The organism is Enterobacter cloacae complex sp. 370H10, from assembly GCF_050031535.1.
GTDB classification, from domain to species: domain Bacteria; phylum Pseudomonadota; class Gammaproteobacteria; order Enterobacterales; family Enterobacteriaceae; genus Enterobacter; species Enterobacter intestinihominis.
Window position 1 is genome coordinate 4,395,058 of record NZ_JBLGWG010000001.1, and the last position, 19,399, is coordinate 4,414,456.

General features: G+C 53.1%; 17 protein-coding genes and 2 pseudogenes. 9 read left to right on the forward strand and 10 right to left on the reverse strand.

Annotated elements, in window-relative coordinates:
- The first annotated feature begins 25 nt into the window (after positions 1 to 25).
- Complete coding sequence (locus ACQG2Q_RS21730) at positions 26 to 334, forward strand: ArsR/SmtB family transcription factor (RefSeq protein WP_032622084.1); 309 nt, start codon at positions 26 to 28, stop codon at positions 332 to 334.
- Positions 335 to 880: 546 nt separating this feature from the next.
- On the opposite strand, the pseudogene ACQG2Q_RS21735 reads toward ACQG2Q_RS21730, so the two are convergent.
- The 5 genes and pseudogenes from ACQG2Q_RS21735 to ACQG2Q_RS21755 form a co-directional block, all read right to left on the reverse strand.
- Positions 881 to 1,569: pseudogene (locus ACQG2Q_RS21735) on the reverse strand (IS3 family transposase); the annotation flags it as partial.
- 90 nt (positions 1,570 to 1,659) lie between these two features.
- Entirely contained in the window at positions 1,660 to 2,088 is a 429-nt protein-coding gene (locus ACQG2Q_RS21740; RefSeq protein WP_017384060.1) for a hypothetical protein, read from the reverse strand.
- A gap of 3 nt (positions 2,089 to 2,091) precedes the next feature.
- Complete coding sequence (locus ACQG2Q_RS21745) at positions 2,092 to 4,209, reverse strand: hypothetical protein (RefSeq protein WP_017384059.1); 2,118 nt, start codon at positions 4,207 to 4,209, stop codon at positions 2,092 to 2,094.
- On the reverse strand, positions 4,197 to 5,963 hold the full coding sequence (locus ACQG2Q_RS21750) for a hypothetical protein (protein WP_007897920.1): 1,767 nt from the start codon (positions 5,961 to 5,963) through the stop codon (positions 4,197 to 4,199). The genes ACQG2Q_RS21745 and ACQG2Q_RS21750 overlap by 13 nt, the downstream gene beginning before the upstream one ends.
- On the reverse strand, positions 5,950 to 7,197 hold the full coding sequence (locus ACQG2Q_RS21755; protein ID WP_007897923.1) for a tyrosine-type recombinase/integrase: 1,248 nt from the start codon (positions 7,195 to 7,197) through the stop codon (positions 5,950 to 5,952). Before ACQG2Q_RS21755 ends, ACQG2Q_RS21750 begins: the two co-directional genes overlap by 14 nt.
- Here ACQG2Q_RS21755 and ACQG2Q_RS21760 point away from each other — a divergent pair.
- On the forward strand, positions 7,178 to 7,411 hold the full coding sequence (locus ACQG2Q_RS21760; protein ID WP_012477417.1) for a hypothetical protein: 234 nt from the start codon (positions 7,178 to 7,180) through the stop codon (positions 7,409 to 7,411). The genes ACQG2Q_RS21755 and ACQG2Q_RS21760 overlap by 20 nt on opposite strands.
- A 375-nt stretch (positions 7,412 to 7,786) precedes the next feature.
- The gene (locus tag ACQG2Q_RS21765) at positions 7,787 to 8,446 is read left to right on the forward strand and encodes a hypothetical protein (RefSeq protein ID WP_223826471.1); all 660 of its coding nucleotides are present in this window, start codon (positions 7,787 to 7,789) and stop codon (positions 8,444 to 8,446) included.
- A gap of 135 nt (positions 8,447 to 8,581) precedes the next feature.
- Here the strand turns inward: ACQG2Q_RS21765 and ACQG2Q_RS21770 are convergent.
- The 5 genes and pseudogenes from ACQG2Q_RS21770 to ACQG2Q_RS21790 form a co-directional block, all read right to left on the reverse strand.
- Positions 8,582 to 9,757, reverse strand: a pseudogene (locus tag ACQG2Q_RS21770) (YgiQ family radical SAM protein); the annotation flags it as partial.
- Between the two features lie 151 nt (positions 9,758 to 9,908).
- On the reverse strand, positions 9,909 to 11,321 hold the full coding sequence (gene ftsP, locus ACQG2Q_RS21775) for a cell division protein FtsP (protein ID WP_063850463.1): 1,413 nt from the start codon (positions 11,319 to 11,321) through the stop codon (positions 9,909 to 9,911).
- A gap of 61 nt (positions 11,322 to 11,382) precedes the next feature.
- A complete protein-coding gene (gene plsC / locus ACQG2Q_RS21780) occupies positions 11,383 to 12,120 on the reverse strand; it encodes a 1-acylglycerol-3-phosphate O-acyltransferase (RefSeq protein WP_022649406.1) in 738 nt (245 codons plus the stop codon).
- Between the two features lie 163 nt (positions 12,121 to 12,283).
- Positions 12,284 to 14,542 (reverse strand): DNA topoisomerase IV subunit A, encoded by a 2,259-nt coding sequence (gene parC, locus ACQG2Q_RS21785; RefSeq protein ID WP_023298608.1) that lies wholly within the window; start codon positions 14,540 to 14,542, stop codon positions 12,284 to 12,286.
- A 118-nt stretch (positions 14,543 to 14,660) separates the two neighbouring features.
- On the reverse strand, positions 14,661 to 15,062 hold the full coding sequence (locus tag ACQG2Q_RS21790) for a YgiW/YdeI family stress tolerance OB fold protein (protein WP_022649408.1): 402 nt from the start codon (positions 15,060 to 15,062) through the stop codon (positions 14,661 to 14,663).
- A 139-nt stretch (positions 15,063 to 15,201) separates the two neighbouring features.
- On the opposite strand from ACQG2Q_RS21790, the gene qseB reads away from it, so the two are divergent.
- The 6 genes from qseB to ACQG2Q_RS21820 all read left to right on the forward strand — a co-directional run bounded on the left by qseB (position 15,202) and on the right by ACQG2Q_RS21820 (position 19,397).
- Positions 15,202 to 15,861 carry a quorum sensing response regulator transcription factor QseB gene (gene qseB, locus ACQG2Q_RS21795; protein ID WP_022649409.1) on the forward strand — a complete coding sequence of 220 codons (660 nt, stop codon included), beginning with the start codon at positions 15,202 to 15,204 and terminating at the stop codon, positions 15,859 to 15,861.
- Complete coding sequence (qseC, locus tag ACQG2Q_RS21800) at positions 15,858 to 17,207, forward strand: quorum sensing histidine kinase QseC (RefSeq protein WP_063850465.1); 1,350 nt, start codon at positions 15,858 to 15,860, stop codon at positions 17,205 to 17,207. The genes qseB and qseC overlap by 4 nt, the downstream gene beginning before the upstream one ends.
- A 104-nt stretch (positions 17,208 to 17,311) precedes the next feature.
- Positions 17,312 to 17,893, forward strand: a complete 582-nt coding sequence (locus ACQG2Q_RS21805) for an NAD(P)H-dependent oxidoreductase (RefSeq protein ID WP_022649411.1) — start codon at positions 17,312 to 17,314, stop codon at positions 17,891 to 17,893.
- Positions 17,894 to 17,923: 30 nt separating this feature from the next.
- Positions 17,924 to 18,238: a putative quinol monooxygenase gene (locus tag ACQG2Q_RS21810; RefSeq protein ID WP_003862506.1), complete on the forward strand. Its 315-nt coding sequence runs from the start codon at positions 17,924 to 17,926 to the stop codon at positions 18,236 to 18,238.
- 151 nt (positions 18,239 to 18,389) lie between these two features.
- Positions 18,390 to 18,830: a peptidoglycan-binding protein LysM gene (gene lysM, locus ACQG2Q_RS21815; RefSeq protein WP_022649412.1), complete on the forward strand. Its 441-nt coding sequence runs from the start codon at positions 18,390 to 18,392 to the stop codon at positions 18,828 to 18,830.
- A 39-nt stretch (positions 18,831 to 18,869) separates the two neighbouring features.
- The gene (locus ACQG2Q_RS21820) at positions 18,870 to 19,397 is read left to right on the forward strand and encodes a hypothetical protein (RefSeq protein WP_022649413.1); all 528 of its coding nucleotides are present in this window, start codon (positions 18,870 to 18,872) and stop codon (positions 19,395 to 19,397) included.
- The last annotated feature ends 2 nt before the right edge of the window (positions 19,398 to 19,399 follow it).

Below are 19,399 nucleotides of genomic sequence, written 5' to 3' on the forward strand. Positions count from 1 at the left end.
CTCAATGCGACAAGTGACAGAGTTTATGCCTGATATTGATTTGAATGACGTGATTAAGGCGCTGGGAAACCCTGTTAGAAGAAAAATTCTGTATATGCTCAAGGAACCGAAAATACACTTCCATCAGCCTTATGCTGATGCGGACGAGTTCGGTGTGTGTGTCAGTATCATTCAGGAAAAGGTCGGGCTCTCACAGTCTACCGTTTCTCTTTACCTCTCAGCTCTTCAACGGGCACAACTTGTTACTTCTCAGCGCATCGGTCCCTGGACGTACTACAAACGTGACAATGATAAAATAAGGGTTGTTCTTGAGTTGCTGAAAAATACAATCTGATACAGGACTGAGCACATTCAGTGTAACAGTACCGGGGGTTCGTACTTGCGATCCCGGCAGGCATTCCATGAAAGCGCACTAATTCCTCAATATCAGGCTGCAGACCGGTCATAAGAGGCTAATAGTTTTGCAAAATATCCACCAGTTTGGGTCAAATCACTCTGTCGGTTGGTGTGCATACTCGGTGAAAGGACCTGCAGATATTTAAGATGGCGGATAGCTTGTTACAGTGCCGCTGATGACATTCCGACCCTGTTGCCGTCCGGGTAAGATAATACCTCTGACAGCGGTCATAAAAGCCCAACATAATTGTCTTTCGAGCCATATATTAATCGCTCATCGCGCTCTCTTTTTCGAAGAGGTGTCACTTAATCATGATCGGTCAGTACAAAAAGACAGTGCTTTTCCAAATCCCGGACGGTTGTATGCGAAAACGGTGAAGCTCAACAAATGGTGTCATCGCTGTGCAATGCTCTGCGGGCTCATTGTTTCAGTTAACTGTTTGGTTACAGCTTCAATGAAGTATTTCAGTTAATTCACAGCGAGGGTTTGAGGAAACCACGCTGTGATTACCCAACGCTCATCCGGAGCATCCGGATTGAACTGTCGCTGGAGCTTGTTGGGCGACACGATACTGGCCTCGCCTTTACATGCCCTCGGGCTCCGGTATCCGACCTGAGCCTTTATCCCGACACGTTTCATCAGTCGCCAGACTCTGTTCACTCCGCACTGTTGCCCGCTGTCCCGCAGATCCAGATGGATTTTGCGATAACCATAGACGCATCCCGATTCCAGCCAGAACTGTTTAATCTGTCCTGTCAGTCTCAGGTCTGCCTGATGGCGTTGTGAATGCGGCTGCTGAAGCCAGGCGTAAAAACCACTGGGATGTTCATCCAGCACCCGACAGAGCAGGCGAACAGGCCAGCAACAGGTGTTGTCACGAATAAAGGCGTACCTCAGTCGGACAGCTTTGCGAAGTACGCCGCGGCTTTTTTTAATATGTCCCGTTCGTCGGTAACCCGCTTCAGCTCTTTCTGAAGACGGCGGATCTCGGCCTGAGCATCTGACTGTTCTTTATTAGTGGAAGAATCCGGACCGTAGTTCTTTATCCAGGCGTAAAGGCTGTGGGTGGTGATATCGAGACGCGTTGCAACGCTGGCAACAGAATAACCGCGATCAACAACCTGTTTGACTGCTTCAATTTTAAACTCTTCGGGATAACGCTTACCGCTCATGGGCACCTCTCTTTAAGCCATCTTAAATGACTCTGAGGTGTCTGTTAAACCCGTGGCGATTCACCTCGCGTCCTTCCGTTCAGTATAGCCTCAGTCCCTGACACCACCCGAGAACGGAATGACGTCCCCTTTCTCCCTCCCGGTGTTGCGTTCAAGCTCCCTGACATACTGCTGTAAAAGTATAAGGTTATGTAACAGCTCTACATTTTCAGCCATCATCTTTTTGATTTCTTCCCTCAGCTCATTTCTCTGACGGCGATACTTTTCTTTCAGCTTGATCTGCTGCTCAATGCCCTGCTCATCAACCGGCGCGGTGCCCTGGCACGTTTTTTTCAGACTGCGGATAGCCTCCCTGACCTGCCTGTACTCAGGACAGTTATAATTCAGGGTGCCGTTTGCCAGCCCCGCTCGTTTTTCCACAGCATACTGGCTGATACGCTCCCCTGATAACATCAGTTCCCTCAGGGCCTGCTCTGCTCTTGCCTGTGTTTTTTTAACCCCCGACTGTTCGTTCGTCATGCTCTATTCATCCTTTTCAAAAAAGCGGACAGCATCTGCATAAAAATCTCTCTCAAGCATCAGAAAATCCCTGTCAGCCTGAGGAGCATTATTTCGCACGGCAATCTCCAGAAGGTTGTCATAATGAGCCATCCTGCGTTTCCACACGGGAACAGAATCAGCTCCGGCCAGCATGTTCTCACATCCCGGATTGCAGGACGCTGACTGAACAACCGCCTTAAACTCGCAGTCATGGCCATTCATGCAATAAAAACCGTTTCCAAGAGATACCAGTTTTTGCCCGCCTCGTTTAGCCATGCTCATCGCTTTTTTCAGTGTAGGAAACGTCATCTGATGTAAGTGCCCACCTCTCTGGGACATCAGTAACTTCCCGCCTTCGCCATAAAGCAGGCCTTCATGCTGATAAGAAACAGCCCTGGAAGCTGAGAGTTCGGTATCAACCCTTTCAATCTCGGCAGCGAATGCCTGAGGGATCGCCCGGCTAAAATGCGAAGCGTTGAGTGCACCGGACATATACCACTCCGTCATGCCTCTGATTAAGTGCTTAAACTGCCGGATAAGATCATTAGTAGAAATCAGATCAAGACGCCTGAGGTGTACAGCAAGTGAACGGCGAAACTGATGGGTTCGCAATGGCCAGAAAGCCCCCTCCCGAATCTCCATCGCAACGCGTTCATCATCACGTATGTTTGGATTTAAAAGCCTGAACTCATCAATATGGTCACGTCGGATGAACAGATGGTGTCTTTTCACAAATTTCTTTGCCCACTCAGTCTGGCGCTGCGTCCCCATAAAAGAGAGTTTTTGCTCCGAGAACCACGACCTGATATTTAAAGACAATGGAACATTGTCCAGCGTCTTCCCGTCCAGGCCTGTCATGATTTGATTAATTCTGCGTAAATGCTGAAAAGGCTTTTCCACATAGCGACAAACAACCCAGTCTTCGTGACTTCCACCTTCCGGGGCGAACTTATGCAACACCGAACGAAGTCCCAGGATATCACCATCATAAATCAGTGAACCGTGCATCACGCCAAGCACTTCGCTGTGTCTCATCCCCGACATGGCCTGTATCACATTCATGACTTTTAACGTCAGCTCAAAATGCCAGGTGTTCAGCTTTATGTGATCAACGCCAATAAAATCAGATCTCCAGCGCTTATTTTTATGTACCGAGAACCAGCCCTGCATCCCGGGGCCAAGTGTCGCGAAAAGCGCCCGAATTTCCCCGGCAACAATATTGTAGTAATACGCGGCCCGGTAATCCGGTATGCTTTTTGCTGTCCCTCTTTTACGGGCTTCCAGCATCGACGTATAGTAAGGCGAATCATAAAAACCGTTTATGATAGCGCACAGCCGGGAAAACCCGTCAAAATCGAAATCACTGATTTCAGCATCCAGTTCAGTAATCAGCCCTTCCCAGACAGACATCATAAGACTGAAAGGCATACAATATGTCTGGTTTGAATCATCCACACTGTTGTAACTGTCGAAGCTAATATCAGGAAAGTAACCGTATTTTCGAAGACGGGTATGACCTGTCAGCGAGATATCCGCCAGGTCCATAAAGTAATTACGTAATGTTCTTTCAGAACGCTTCCTGCCGTGCTCATCCTCCTCCTTCATCTTTACAATGAAAGCATTCCGGACAAGCGGAAAACGAAGCTGAAACAGACTGCGATACCCCATAGACTCAATAATACGGGCTCCCGCCACAATGTTTGCACATTTCCGGATCAGTGACTGCGTCTTCGCGGTCCTGCCGACAATCCAGAGCAGGCTGGCTGAGATGATTTTGGCTTCAAGACGCAGTTCAGGATCCCGTATGCCTGAAAAATTAACGGTTCTTAACGTTTCACCAATATGGGTTCTGACATAGCGATTGGTCCAGACATCATCCCTGAAATAAATATTCAGCGTCTCCTCATTGATAAAACGCATATCATGTTCATCTGAGCTGGCGATAACCAGGCAGTTATTCAGACGTTCAAAGCTTTTGTTTTCTAGTGCCTCACAGATGATATCCTCAGTCGGAAACTCATCCCCTGAACGAAGCGGCGTTCCGGCAGGAAACTCCGCCATTCGACTACGGCTTACCTCTTTTTTCTTCAAATCTGCCATACCGGAGCCACACCTTCTCGCTGAAGTTTAACGCGCGCTTTTTTCAGGGTCGCCTCATCTACCAGCCCAAGCCGTAAATCAATCTTCAGGAGTAACGTTTCATAACGCTCCACAGCATTGACCGAACCGATGTACAACGGTTTTCCATACTCGATAGCATGCCTGAATGACAGCAGGAGCCATACAGACTCCAGCGTTTCCACAACGCAACTTTTTGAACATTCGACACAATGAGAAAAATCCGCACAAGCCTTTGGTGTCCGGCCAAATCGTTTTTGCTTTTTTATAAAGCGCAATTCAATATCTGTAGGCGGCTCCTGCGATCGACATCCCAGGCCATTCAATAAAAGATCCACACCCTCATCGCTTCCACGCAGATCGATCCCCAGCTCATCAGCAACTTTTACCCGCTCGGATAACGCACGTGTCGCAATCCCCTGATTCATAAGCGTATCAAGTGCAGCACTGAAGTTTTCCTTCGCCCCCTGTGGGTTACCTGCAGCATAATTCCGCCTGTAAGTGCCCCAGTTATGCTGTGCTTTTTCCGCCGTAATCAGACCATTCTTTAATGTTCTGTCCGTATACTGCTCAGACGTTTTGCGCAAGCCAGAAACGGTAATTGATGGAAGCGAGGGATTAAGCTGCCGCATCGTGGCCCACGCCCCCTCAGAGTTAGAAAATTTAGTCAGATGACTGGGATTAAGAGAATAAAGCTTACGGAATTTCACCTGCGGCTCACTCAGAAACAGCGCCTGTACCGGAGGGAAGTTATCTGCGGAAACCAGATAGTTAACGATGTCGTCCCTGAGCCTGATAAAAGACAGAAACCAGTAATAGCCCGCACGTTTGGTCACATACTCCGATTTACCTATCGTCAGACGTATATACTTATTCGCTCTCCCCTTATAAACATAATCAGTGCTGATACCCTTTTCATCCAGATGTATATCATCCCGCGTCAGACCCAGAACCTGAGAGGTGTTTCCCCATGTGTGGTAACAGAACAGAAAAAAAGAAGTAAGAAAGTAATTTTCCAGAACGTCCCTGATGATGATCTCTGCCCTGCTGACCCCGTTCTCTCCCGGATACCGGAAATACGCTTCATAAACAGGTGCCAGCAAAGACGGTGAGAAATGCCGCACCCCTTTTTCCGATTTAGCGATATGCTCCCGGATACATCCCGCAAGGAACTCATTCATGGATGACAACTGCCTCAGGATCTCGGAAAGTTCATTCCTGGTATAGCTATCCCTTCCCTGCTGCTGATACGTTCCTTTCGGTAAGAATTCATATTCATACCGCCTCTGAATCTGCCCGCCCGTAAGCAAAAACCGGTTGACCACGGACAAGTAGTGTCTTGCCATCCTGACTGAAATTTTTCGCCGACGAATATCGTTCATGAGATGTTTAATATACATTTCAACGCCTTCAGCCGTGCCATAGTCATACTGATTGACTGACTGCCATATAAAAAACATATTGAGATAACGGAAAATGGTTAACCTTCCGGCGGGACGGTAAGACAGAAGAAATCGTTTCAGAGAGGCAATAAAATCGCGTTTTTCAGGGCGGGCAAGATGCGAATGTTCACTAAACCATCCGGGGAGCAACACATAATCTGAAAAATGAGCCTGAAGATAAACGTCAAGTAAATAATATCGGTTCAGATCCCGCTGAGTGATGTGTCCGCTGACCGTCTCCCATGACAGCACATTTTCGGCCATCCACGTTATCTGCGTTTCACTCCGGCTCATATATGGCTCCATCGCGACCTGCAGCACCGTCAATCAATGCGTCCATGACCCCGGCGACTGCATCAGAAATCTGGTTTTGCTGAAGAAAGACGATGTATTTCATCGTCGTATTTTCGCTTTTATGGCCCATCCAGTATTTTACTGTACCCAGCGCATTTGCGGCCTGATCGGGATAGCAACTCAGTGCCGAGCGTAAAAAATGGGTCGCAAACGTTGCCCGCAAATCATGGGGTTTATGTCTGAACACATTTCCCGGAGCAGACCGGGCCAGGCGATGGCGAAAACTGTACCAGCGGGAGTAAAAGGCTTTTTCAGACATCCGTTTCCCGTTTGCCATTAAAAATAAAGGCTCGTGCCGCCCTTCCCCACCCTGTCGTGCACGCCATTTTTGGATCTTCTTTTCATACTCCTCATCCGCCAGATAATCCAGAACCTGCTCGTACAATCGTCTGGTGATGAAGAGTTCTCGCGTCATCCCAAACTTCGTATGAACTCCGCATCTCGGACCAATATGAAGCCCCCTGATGGTCAACTCAGATACAGGGACACTGGCAAGGTACTCTTCAGTAAAGAGTGACGACGGCAGGGTCAGCATTTCATCCAGCCGTAGCCCACAATTTTTCATCAGCACAATCATTAAACTGAACAACCCGGACTCAGATTTCAGTGCCTCATCCAGGATATGAACCTCTGCATCATTCAGTGGGTTGATTGTCCTTTTTGTTGTGCTGGTTATCCTGATGGCAAGATCCGAACTTATCACCTTGCGTCGCCCGTCAACGACTTTTTCGACCAACGTAAAAAATGAGCTGGCAGCCAGCTCACCACACTTGCCCAGAAATACGTAAAACCGTCGGATAACGCTGATGTACACCGCCGCGGTGGATGAGGCGATGCGCCCCTGCCTTACGGCCCCCAGAAGATACTCCCTGAAGCCATATGTAGGGCTTTGGTATTTCAACGTTCCCGGGGTGAAAGGGTCAAGTCCGTTATCCTCCAGCCACCTTATCCAGCGTAAAAATGCCCGGGCTAAAGGCTTTAAATCCCTGGCCTGCAGGATAGCTTTATCCATAAGATAAAAGTGTACATATCGGCTCAGTTTTCGATTCTGGATGCCGCTAATATAAGGTATTTCAGCATACAGAAATCCGGGTTCAAATTTCAGTTTCGGCTCTGTTGCATCCAGTTTGCTGACACGCCCATAACGCGCATGAATGTTAGTGATTATCCTCACAGTCTGTCGCCCTGAAACGCCACCTCATGCCTACACTATAAATCCGGAAGAAGAAAAAACAAACAACCAGGTTGCCGGGAGTGAATATGCAAATCAGGAGGAAAGTAAAAGATGTAACGACACCATCACGATGCAATACATTGACCTCAACACGTTACCCGGACCATACGTGATAAACATCACAAATCCTTTGAGTGAAGAACTTAAGATGTGATTTTCATTTCCCGGCACAAACCGTGCCCTTAAAAAACAGGCAACGGATACATCTTAATGCCAGAAGTAAACCTTAATTGATTGAATACAGCCTGAGTCCATTGCAAAAATAACACACAGGGTAAATTCGCATATACAGAACCCAACGAAAAGCAAAAGAAACCTGTAACACATTTCGTTTACCTGTCACTTTCAATTGTAAAAGCCAGCAGAAAAAGCGCATATAACTATATTTATCCCTGCGGGGACTTTTGTTTGTGCTATATATTTTTTACAGAGAACCGCAACGCGTCCAAACACAAGAATATATTTACCTCTGGAAAATGGTCTGACTCCCTTTCACGTGGTTGTAGTGACCTGTTCTGTGATTCATGTAATGTCTTTTCTGGATGAGGAAAATATGTCATCACTGATATTTTATACAGACGAAGCACAAGCACTGATTGTAACAGATACCCTTGCCGTCACCGATAATGGGGAGCCGTTATCTTTTGTTTCCAAAGCAGGTTACATCCCCCAGCTAAGAACCATCATAGCAGGAACGGGGGCAGGTGGATTTTCTAACACCTGGTTGCTTGAAGCATCAACCAGAATGGTCGTATCAGGTATACAAAATCTCAATTATCATACATCGGCCTGTCTAAGGAGGCTGTGGAAACAATACAAGCATGACCATGCAATTCCCTCTTCTTCAACGGTGACAACCAGTGTTTATCAGTTCGCAATTTGCGAGGAAACAGGAAATATCGTTTCGTTCGCCTATCGCTCAGTCCATGATTTCGAATCAGAGCAATTACAATACGGAACAGGAGTAAAACCTGAGTGCCAAATCTTGGATGGGGATTTGTTGCAGACAATTCCTGTAATGATGAATGAACAAAGGGCTATACAGGCGACATACCCACACCCGGAACGGATCCATATTGGCGGTGAGATGATTGCGCATTATCTGACATCATCTATGTATCAATGCTTTAAGATTGGGGAATTTGAGGATTTCAGAACTCAGGGAGAGTATATATTGAGCAGGATTTAGGCAAAACGCGGTTCAGATAAAGTGCTTTTAACAGGCTTGCTGAACATTAAAAGGATATCTCTCAATTACGATGAATAGCTTGAATTCTAAAAATAGAAAAGTAGAGTTTAACTCTAAATACATAAAAACAAGAGTAAAGGAGCACCCGCCGAAGCAGCCGCGCATGATGTTGACCGAGAAGCGGATCATCTCGTACGCCGGAATACGGCTGTTGCCATATGACGGATGCGGCACACGCTTGTACGGCAGGGCAAAAACGCTGTCAATCTCTTCGGTAGAGAGAGGGATCGCCGGCGGGTTAACCCAGATATAACGCTCGCCGTGCTTTTGCATCAACGCGCGGGCACAGCCCGGGTTGGTTTCATGGTGCAGAATACGGGAGGCGTGTGCGTAGAGCACCTTGTCAGCTTTGACCTTCTCATATGACGGCAGTAGCACATAGGTCTTTTCCCACGGCTTCGGACGCGGCGGCTGCACCACCACGGCCTTTGCTTCCGCTTTCTTCGGCTCAACTGGTTTGTTATCCGCGCACGGCAGATCGTCACCGTACGGGTGCGGGATAGGGTCGATTTTGCCCGGCATATCGATAATGCGGGAATCCACCCCGCTCCAGCCCGGCAGCGCCTCTTTCACCATGATCGCGGTGTTGCGCACGTCGCGGATCTCGCTGACCGCTTCACCCTGCGCCAGGCGATGCGCCACTTCCACCAGCGGACGCTCGCCGTTGCCGAAGATCAGCATGTCGGCTTTCGAATCCACCAGCACCGAACGGCGCACGGTGTCAGACCAGTAGTCGTAGTGCGCGGTGCGGCGCAGGCTCGCCTCGATGCCGCCCAGGATCACCGGCACGTCTTTCCATGCTTCTTTGCATCGCTGGGTGTAGACGAGGGTCGCGCGATCGGGACGTTTACCCGCCACGTTATCTGCCGTATAAGCGTCGTCATGACGCAGCTTACGGTCCGCGGTATAGCGGTTGATCATCGAGTCCATGTTGCCCGCGGTCACGCCAAAGAACAGGTTAGGTTTACCCAGACGCATAAAGTCGTCTTTGCTGTTCCAGTCAGGCTGAGAAATAATCCCCACGCGGAAACCCTGAGCTTCCAGCATACGGCCGCAGATCGCCATGCCAAAGCTCGGGTGATCGACATACGCATCACCCGTCACCAGAATGATATCGCAGCTGTCCCAGCCCAGTTGATCCATCTCTTCCCGGGACATCGGCAGGAACGGCGCCGGTCCAAAGCAGGCAGCCCAGTACTGGGGCCAGGAGAAGAGGTCGCGATCCGGCTGGATCAGGGAAATTGCGCTCATAATGCTTCCGAAGAAAAAATAGACAAAAGGAGCGGGATTATACGCTGGTTTATCGGGGGAAATGAAGGGGTATTTATTGCCCGGTGACGCTACGCTTACCGGGCCTACGGGCCTGTAGGTCGGGTAAGGCGAAGCCGCCACCCGACTCGTTTTACGGTGCCGGATTCACCAGCATCTGCCCTACCGACCCCCTGTCCATCATCTCCAGCGTCTGGCTGTGGAACAGGAACGGGAAGTGCGGCCATGACGGCTGTCCATAGTAGACGAGCAGTTCTACCTGCCCATCCACCCAGACGGTGTCTTTCCAGCCCCTGTCTTCCGGGAACGGCATCGCCCCGTTGACGTTGCGGATCAGGAATGACACCCCTTCAATATGGAACGACTGCGGCATCCCCGAGCGGACGGTCCAGCGCTCCCAGGTTCCCTGCTGGGCGGTGATATCAATACGGTTTACGTCCCACAGCGCACCGTTGATGCCCGGATCGTCGCCAAGGCTGATATCGCGACTGCGTACTGCCGGGCCGGTCACAATTTCCTGCGGCAGCAGGCGCATCGGCAGACTGTCGGTCACCAGCGGCAACAGGCCGGTCGGGCGCAGCGTCAGCACCAGCGTGGAGACCAGAACGCTCGACGGTTCAAAGAAGCCGCGAATGCGGTCAACAATGCTTGCCGCTTCGCCGCAGGTCACGGACACTTCATCCCCGTTGGTCATATCCACGAGGATTTCACGACGTTCGCCCGGCGCCAGCGCCAGCTGTTTCACCGACACCGGCGCAGGTAATAACCCCTGATCGCCTGAAATCACATGCAGGGCGCGGCCGTCGCTCATTTGCAGCAGGTAGCGGCGCGAGTTAGAGGCATTCAACAGACGCAGGCGCACCCAGCCACGAGACACTTCGACATACGGGCTTTGCGCGCCGTTAACCAGCAGCGTATCGCCCACAAAGCCACCGCTGCCCGGCTCGCTGTACTCCGGCGTACCGAAGTTATCCAGACGCTTGTCCTGAATAATGATCGGGAAATCATCAACACCGTAGTGATTCGGGATCGGCAGCGTTTTACTGACCTCATCTTCAATCAGCCACATCCCGGCCAGGCCGTTATAGACCTGCTGGGCGGTGCGGTTCGGGGTGTTGGCGTGATACCACAATGTCGCCGCGCTCTGACGAATCGGGAGGACGGGCGCCCAGTCGGCATTCGGCGACATCATGCGCGCCGCGCCGCCCATCAGCGGCCCCGGCACCTGCAACCCACTGACGGTCATTGCGACATTTTCCGTCGTCCGGTTACTGTAGATGAGCTTGACGTCATCCCCATTCCACACGCGAATGGTCGGCCCGAGGTAGCGTCCGTTAATGCCCCATACCTGCGCGCGCGTTCCCTGGGTAAAGGACCAGTGGCTACGCTGAAGCGTGAGGAATAGCGGCTGTCCGCGACGGGATTCAATCAACGGCGGAATAGGCAGCGGCTGTTGCTGCCCGGCGGCGCTGGCTGTCCGCGGCATCGCACCCGCACAAAGGGCGATACCCGAAGCCTGAATAAACTGACGCCGACTGAGTGACATATAAGCTCCATCTGAAACGACTAACAACGCGGGAATTCGTTTTCCCTTGAACGAAACCGGGTTAAATCTTACCGGCGGCTTCTCGCTCTGCAACTTCTTTATCGAGCTGTGCAATGTGCTGAGCCATCAGCTCGCGGCAGTGCGTGGCCAGCTCGCGCACCTGGTCTTTACCGTATTTGGAGGTATCCACCGGCGGTAGCATTTCGACAATGACCAGTCCGTTTTTCAGACGGTTAAGATTAATCTTATTCGATGTATTGGAAACGCACACGGGAATAATTGGAACGCCTGCCGCAATTGCAGCATGAAACGCGCCGGTCTTGAACGGCAGCAGGCCGCGACCGCGGCTGCGCGTCCCTTCCGGGAACATCCAGATTGAGATCCGGCGCTTTTTAAACTGATCCACCACTTCCGCAATGGTGCCATGCGCTTTCGCACGGTTGTTGCGGTCAATCAGCAAGTTACCGGTGAGCCAGTACAGTTGGCCGAAAAGCGGGATCCACAACAGGCTCTTTTTCCCGACGGTTACGGTCGGCGGAATAACAATATTTGAGGCCGTCACCATATCGTAGTTGTTCTGATGGTTAGCGATATAGATGGCGTTACCGAAATTCTCCGCCCCTTCAGGCAGACGCTTTTCAACCTTCAGGCCGAACAATGGCGCAAGGCGACCAAACATGTGCCCGAACGTCGCGACATGTTTTGGGTTACGCGGGCTGAACAGGCAATAAATCGATCCGAAAATACAGACCAGAATGCAGTAAATAACGGTAAGAATAAGACGAACAATGTATAGCATAGCGACCTCTGAAGCCCTGACAGCTGACAATTATACTTCACCTGTGGCCAGGTAAGGACTTTATTACGAGCGCGTATTGTTAATCGCAACGCACGAATTAACAACGTTTTTACGGGAAATTTTATGGTAATCCCCCTCCGGAAAGAGGGGGGGATGAAACAGGTTACTCTTCGCTGTCGTCCGCTTTGCTGCGCGCCGGCGAGTCGATCTCCACGCGGTCGATGCGCTGCAGGCCACGCATCAGTGAGCCGCGACGTCCGCGCTCGCCAACCACCTTCTGCAGCTCTTCCGGACGCAGTTTGATCTTACGTTTGCCGACATGAATGGTCAGCGTGCTCTGCGGCGGCAGCAGGAAGAGATGCGCCAGGCTATCTTCGCCTTTTGCCGCTTCCGCTGACGGGATACTGATGATCTTGTTGCCCTTCCCTTTCGACAGCTCCGGGAGATCGCTGACCGGGAACATCAGCATGCGTCCGGCAGCGGTGATCGCCAGCAGCATATCGCTTTCGTTCTCGATGATCAGCGGCGGCATGACGTGGGCGTTATCCGGCAGGCTGATCAGCGCTTTACCGGCGCGGTTACGCGACACCAGATCGTTAAAGGTGCAGATAAAGCCGTAGCCAGCATCAGACGCCATCAGCAGTTTTTGATCGTCGGCTTCCATCAGCATATGGTCAACCGTGGCGCCCGGCGGCAGCGTCAGCTTGCCCGTCAGCGGTTCGCCCTGCCCGCGCGCGGATGGCAGCGTGATCGGATCAATAGCGTAGCTGCGGCCCGTGGAGTCGATAAACGCCACCGGCTGGTTGCTCTTGCCCTTCACCGCCGCCTTGAAGCTGTCACCGGACTTGTAGCTCAGACCCGGCGCGTCGATATCGTGGCCTTTGGCGCTACGCACCCAGCCGCTCTGGGAAAGCACGATGGTCACCGGCTCGGACGGCAGCATGTCGTGCTCGTTCATCGCCTTCGCTTCTTCGCGCTCATGCAGCGGAGAACGACGGTCGTCGCCAAAGGCGTCGGCATCGGCCTGCAACTCTTTCTTCAGCAGGGTGTTCATCTTGCGCTCGGACGCCAGAATCGCCTGAAGCTGATCGCGCTCTTTTTCCAGCTCGTTCTGCTCCCCGCGGATCTTCATCTCTTCCAGCTTAGCGAGATGGCGTAGCTTCAGTTCGAGGATCGCTTCGGCCTGGGTTTCGCTGATGCCAAAGCGCGACATCAGGGCAGGCTTAGGTTCGTCCTCGGTACGAATGATCTCAATCACTTCGTCAATGTTGAGGAACGCCACCAGCAAACCTTCGAGGATATGCAGGCGCTTAAGCACTTTCTCCAGGCGATGGTTCAGACGGCGGCGCACCGTATCGCGGCGGAAGGCCAGCCATTCGGTGAGGATCTCCAGCAGGTTTTTCACCGCCGGACGACCGTCCAGACCAATCATGTTCAGGTTGATGCGGTAGCTTTTTTCCAGATCGGTAGTGGCGAACAGGTGGTTCATCACCTGCTCCATATCCACGCGGTTAGAGCGCGGCACGATCACCAGACGGGTCGGGTTTTCGTGGTCCGATTCGTCGCGCAGGTCGTCCACCATCGGCAGCTTTTTATTGCGCATCTGGGAGGCAATCTGCTCCAGCACCTTCGCGCCGGAGACCTGGTGCGGCAGCGCGGTGATCACCACGGCGCCATCCTCTTTGGTCCATACCGCGCGCATGCGCACGGAGCCGCGGCCGTTCTGGTAGATTTTACGGATTTCCGCACGCGAGGTGATGATCTCGGCTTCGGTCGGATAGTCCGGCCCCTGCACGATATCCAGCAGATCGTCCAGCGAGGTTTTTGGCTGCTCAATCAGGGTGATGGCGGCTTTCGCCACTTCACGCAGGTTGTGCGGCGGAATGTCCGTCGCCATGCCCACGGCGATACCGGTCGTGCCGTTCAGCAGGATGTTCGGCAGACGCGCAGGCAGCATTTTCGGCTCCTGCATCGTACCGTCGAAGTTTGGCACCCAGTCGACCGTACCCTGCCCCAGCTCGCCCAACAGCACTTCGGCATATTTAGACAGGCGGGATTCGGTATAACGCATCGCCGCGAAGGATTTCGGATCGTCCGGCGCCCCCCAGTTCCCCTGGCCATCCACCAGCGGATAGCGGTAAGAGAACGGCTGGGCCATCAGCACCATCGCTTCATAGCAGGCGCTGTCACCGTGCGGATGGTATTTCCCCAGCACGTCACCGACGGTACGGGCGGATTTCTTGAACTTGGCGGTCGCATTCAGCCCCAGTTCGGACATCGCATAGACGATGCGGCGCTGAACGGGCTTCAGGCCATCCCCGATAAACGGCAACGCCCTGTCCATGATGACGTACATGGAGTAGTTCAGGTAGGCGTTTTCCGTGAATTCATGTAGCGCGAGGCGCTCTGCCATATCGCTCATTACGTGTGATTCCTCAACTCAGAAACCGATGGGTTTCAGGCAATATTGCCGCAGATACTACCTCATCTGGCGAGTTGAGTCACAAAGAAAAAGGGCCGCTCATGCGGCCCTTTCCGGGTTATTTGTTCAGCTTGATAACCTGCTTCACGTCGATTTCAAACTCGTTCCAGTCTTTATCGATTTTACCCTGGAGTTCGACTTTATCCTGTGGCGTCACCGTCACGCCGTTCCAGCGCTTGTGGTCGATCTCCACCACCACCGTGCCGCTTTCATCGCGGAAGGTGTAACGGTCATCGGACAGGCGCTCGGTAATATTACCGCGCAGCTTCACCCAGCTGTCGTCCTTCATATCTTTGACTTTAGCCGCGGTAGTGAGGTTGGCGTTATTATCGACAAAGCCACCCTGCTGGGTTTGCGTCTGGGTCTGTGTCGCAGATGGGCCAGAGAAGCCACCCTGTGCAGCAAAAACAGGGGCAGTGGTCATCATCATAATGGCAGCAATTGCAGCGTATTTTTTCATCTTAATCTCTCCCTTTAATGTCGTTTCACAATCCATTAAACAGGGTAAACCTTAACAACTTCTTAAGGGGAAAATTTATTTATTTTTACTGTACAGCAGGCGCTTGCAGAAGGTTTACTGACGGCATCAAGGAGGAAATATGCGCATTTTACTGGTAGAAGACGACAAGCTCATCGGCGATGGCATCAAAGCGGGCTTAAGCAAAATGGGCTTTAACGTGGACTGGTTTACCGACGGTAAAACCGGGCAGGCGGCCCTGTACACCGCGCCGTACGATGCCGTGGTGCTGGACCTGACGCTGCCGGAAATCGACGGGCTTGAGATCCTGCGCGCCTGGCGCGAAAGCGGTAAGAGCGAACCGGTGCTGATCCTCACCGCGCGGGATGCGCTGAATCAGCGCGTCGAAGGGTTACGCCTGGGGGCGGATGATTACCTGTGTAAGCCGTTCGCGCTGATTGAAGTGGCAGCCCGCCTCGAAGCGCTGGTGCGCCGCAGCCACGGGCAGGCGCGCAGCGAGCTGCGTCACGGCAAGGTCACGCTCGATCCGGCAAGTCTCGTCGCCACGCTGGAGGGCGAAACGCTGGTGCTCAAACCCAAAGAGTTCGCCCTGCTGGAACTGCTGATGCGCAACGCGGGCCGCGTGCTGCCGCGCAAGGCCATCGAAGAGAAACTCTACAACTGGGATGATGACGTCTCCAGCAACGCCGTCGAAGTCCACGTTCATCATTTACGCCGCAAGCTCGGCAGCGAATTTATCCGCACCGTGCACGGCATCGGTTATACCCTGGGTGACGCATGAAACTGACCCAACGCCTGAGCCTGAAGCTGCGCCTGACGCTCCTCTTTTTGCTGCTGTCCCTGGCGGCCTGGTTTGCCGCAAGCGTGGTGGCCTGGCAACAGACGACCGACAAGCTCGATAAGCTGTTCGATACCCAGCAGATGCTGTTTGCCAAACGGCTGCTGACGATGGACGTGGACGAACTTCGCGCCCCGGAACGCATGCGCGAGGTGCCGAAAAAAGCCAAACACGGCCATCTTGACGACGATGCGCTGGCCTTCGCAATCTTCACCGCCGACGGCAGCATGGTGCTTAACGACGGTGAGAACGGGCGCGACATACCTTATCACTACCGCCGGGACGGATTTGATGACGGTCGGTTGCAGGATGACAACGACGAATGGCGTTTCCTGTGGCTGACCTCCCCGGACGGGAAATACCGCGTGGTGGTTGGCCAGGAGTGGGAGTACCGACAAGATATGGCGCTGGACGTGGTCAGCTCGCAGCTGACGCCGTGGCTGGTGGCGCTGCCCGTAATGCTTCTGTTGCTGATTGTCCTGCTGAGCCGGGAACTGAAACCGCTGAAAAACCTGGCGCAAACCCTGCGTTCACGCTCGCCGGATGCGACCGATACGCTGCCCACCCACGGCGTGCCGACGGAGGTTCGCCCGCTGCTTGATGCGCTTAACCATCTTTTCGCCCGTACGCAGGAGATGATGGCCCGCGAGCGCCGCTTCACCTCGGATGCCGCTCATGAGTTGCGCAGCCCGCTGGCCGCGCTGAAGGTGCAAACCGACGTGGCGCAGCTTTCCCTTGACGATCCCGGGGCGCAGTCTAAAGCGCTGGGGCAATTGCATGCGGGCATCGACCGCGCCTCCCGACTGGTGGACCAGCTTCTCACCCTGTCGCGCCTGGATTCACTGGATAATCTTGATGACGTCGAACCCGTGATGATGGCCGATTTGCTGCAATCCGCGGTGCTGGATATCTGGCATCCGGCGCAGCAGGCGGGCATTGATATTCGGCTCAACGTCAACGCGCCCGAGGTGATGCGTCACGGACAGCCGTTATTGCTGAGCCTGCTGGCGCGTAACCTGCTGGATAACGCCGTTCGTTACAGCCCGCGCGGCAGCGTGGTGGACGTGACGCTGAACACCCAAAGCTTTACCGTGCGCGACAACGGCCCGGGCATTTCAACCGATGCGCTGGCGCGTCTCGGCGAGCGCTTTTATCGTCCACCGGGCCAGGACGCCACCGGCAGCGGTCTGGGGTTGTCTATTGTGAAGCGCATCGCGGCGTTACACGGGATGCGCGTCTCGCTGGGCAATGCGCCTGAAGGGGGCTTTGAGGTGACCGTCAGCTGGTAGCCATTATTGCGCTGAGCGCAAAAGACTTTGCACATTTTGCTTATTTTTCCGCTCCGTCCTCGCGCGTAGAATACCTGGCATACTCTCAGCATCGAGGACAAATAATGAGCAACATTCTGATTATCAACGGCGCGAAAGAATTTGCGCACTCTAAAGGCCAGCTCAATGACACCCTGACCGAGGTCGCGGATGGTTTCCTGCGCGACGCCGGACATGATGTTAAGGTTGTGCGCGCGGACAGCGATTACGACGTGAAGGCCGAAGTGCAGAACTTCCTGTGGGCCGACGTGGTTATCTGGCAGATGCCGGGCTGGTGGATGGGCGCACCGTGGACCGTGAAAAAATACATGGACGATGTGTTTACCGAAGGTCACGGTTCGCTGTATGCCAGCGACGGCCGCACCCGCTCAGACGCGTCTAAAAAATACGGTTCCGGCGGCCTGTTGCAGGGCAAGAAATACATGCTCTCCCTGACCTGGAATGCCCCACTTGAAGCGTTCACCGAGCAAGATCAGTTCTTTGAAGGCGTAGGCGTAGACGGCGCGTATCTGCCATTCCACAAGGCGAATCAGTTCCTGGCTATGGAGCCGCTGCCGACCTTTATCGTCAATGACGTAATTAAAATGCCGGACGTCCCACGCTATATCGCAGAATATCGCAAGCATCTCGCGGAAATTTTTGCTTAACTGGTAGCCTGGAATTAGAAGGAGTTAATTATGCTTACCGTTATTGCTGAAATCCGTACGCGTCCTGGCCAACATCACCGCCAGGCGGTGCTGGATGAGTTCGCAAAGATCATCCCGACCGTACTGAAAGAAGAAGGCTGCCACGGCTACGCGCCAATGGTGGACGCCGCCACCAGCGCAAGCTTCCAGGCGACCGCGCCAGACTCGATCATCATGGTTGAGCAGTGGGAAACCGTCGCGCACCTTGAAGCGCATTTGCAGACCGCGCATATGAAAGCGTGGAGCGACGCGGTGAAAGGGGACGTTCTGGAAACCCATATTCGTATTCTGGAGCAAGGGGTCTAAGTTCTGTGAAATTTGCCGGGTGGCACTGCGTTTACCCGGCCTACAACTTCCCTCCCAGGCCCGGTAAGCGTTAACGCCACCGGGCTTTTTTTATCACCTTAACACTCAACTGCTATGCTTATTCTGACTTCATGTTAAACAGGAGGATGGAATGGGTCTTTTTAATTTCGTAAAAGAAGCAGGCGAAAAGCTGTGGGACAATCTGACCGATCATAAGGGTCAGAGCGACAAAATCACCGAGCACCTCAAGAAACTCAACATTCCCGGTTCCGATAAGGTTCAGGTTGACGTCACCGACGGCAAAGCCAGCGTGACGGGCGACGGGCTGACGCAGGAGCAGAAAGAAAAAATCCAGGTCGCCGTGGGCAACATCGCAGGCGTCAGCGAGGTGGAGAACAACATCACCGCGACAGATGCCAAAGATGAAGCTACTTACTATACGGTGAAATCCGGCGATACCCTGAGCGCGATCTCTAAAACCGTGTACGGCGATGCTAACCAGTACAACAAGATTTTTGAGGCTAACCGCCCTATGCTCTCCAGCCCCGATAAAATCTATCCCGGCCAGACGCTGCGTATTCCTAAAGCATAACGTCTAAAACAGTCGGTTCACGTCGCGCAGAGGAACAGAATGAAAATAGCTTGTCTTGGCTGGGGTTCGTTAATCTGGAAAAGCGGCGCGTTACCGGTAGCCGGTGAGTGGCAGACCGACGGGCCTTCTTTGCCCGTCGAGTTCTGTCGGGTCAGCGATGGCGGTGAACTGGCGACCGCCATCTGTATGAATGCCCCTGCCGTGCCGGTGCTTTGGGCATGGCTGGAGGCCACAACGTTGAGCGTGGCCTGCCGCGCTTTGCGTGAGCGCGAAGCCATTCCCGAGGATCGCTGCGATGGCATTGGCTCGCTGCTAATCACCGGACGCGACACGGGTATCCTGACAACATGGGCCAGGGAGAAAGGTATTGAAGCGATCATCTGGACCGGGCTCCCGCCGAGAAGCGCGTCACAGGAAGGCAGGGTTCCTGCCGTGGACGAAGCCATCGCTTATCTCGACGGCCTCAGCGGAGAGACCCGTAGCCATGCGCAGGACTATATTTGCCGCGTGCCTGCCCAGCTTGATACGCCCTACCGGCGCGTCATTAAAGACGTGCTTGGATGGTAATC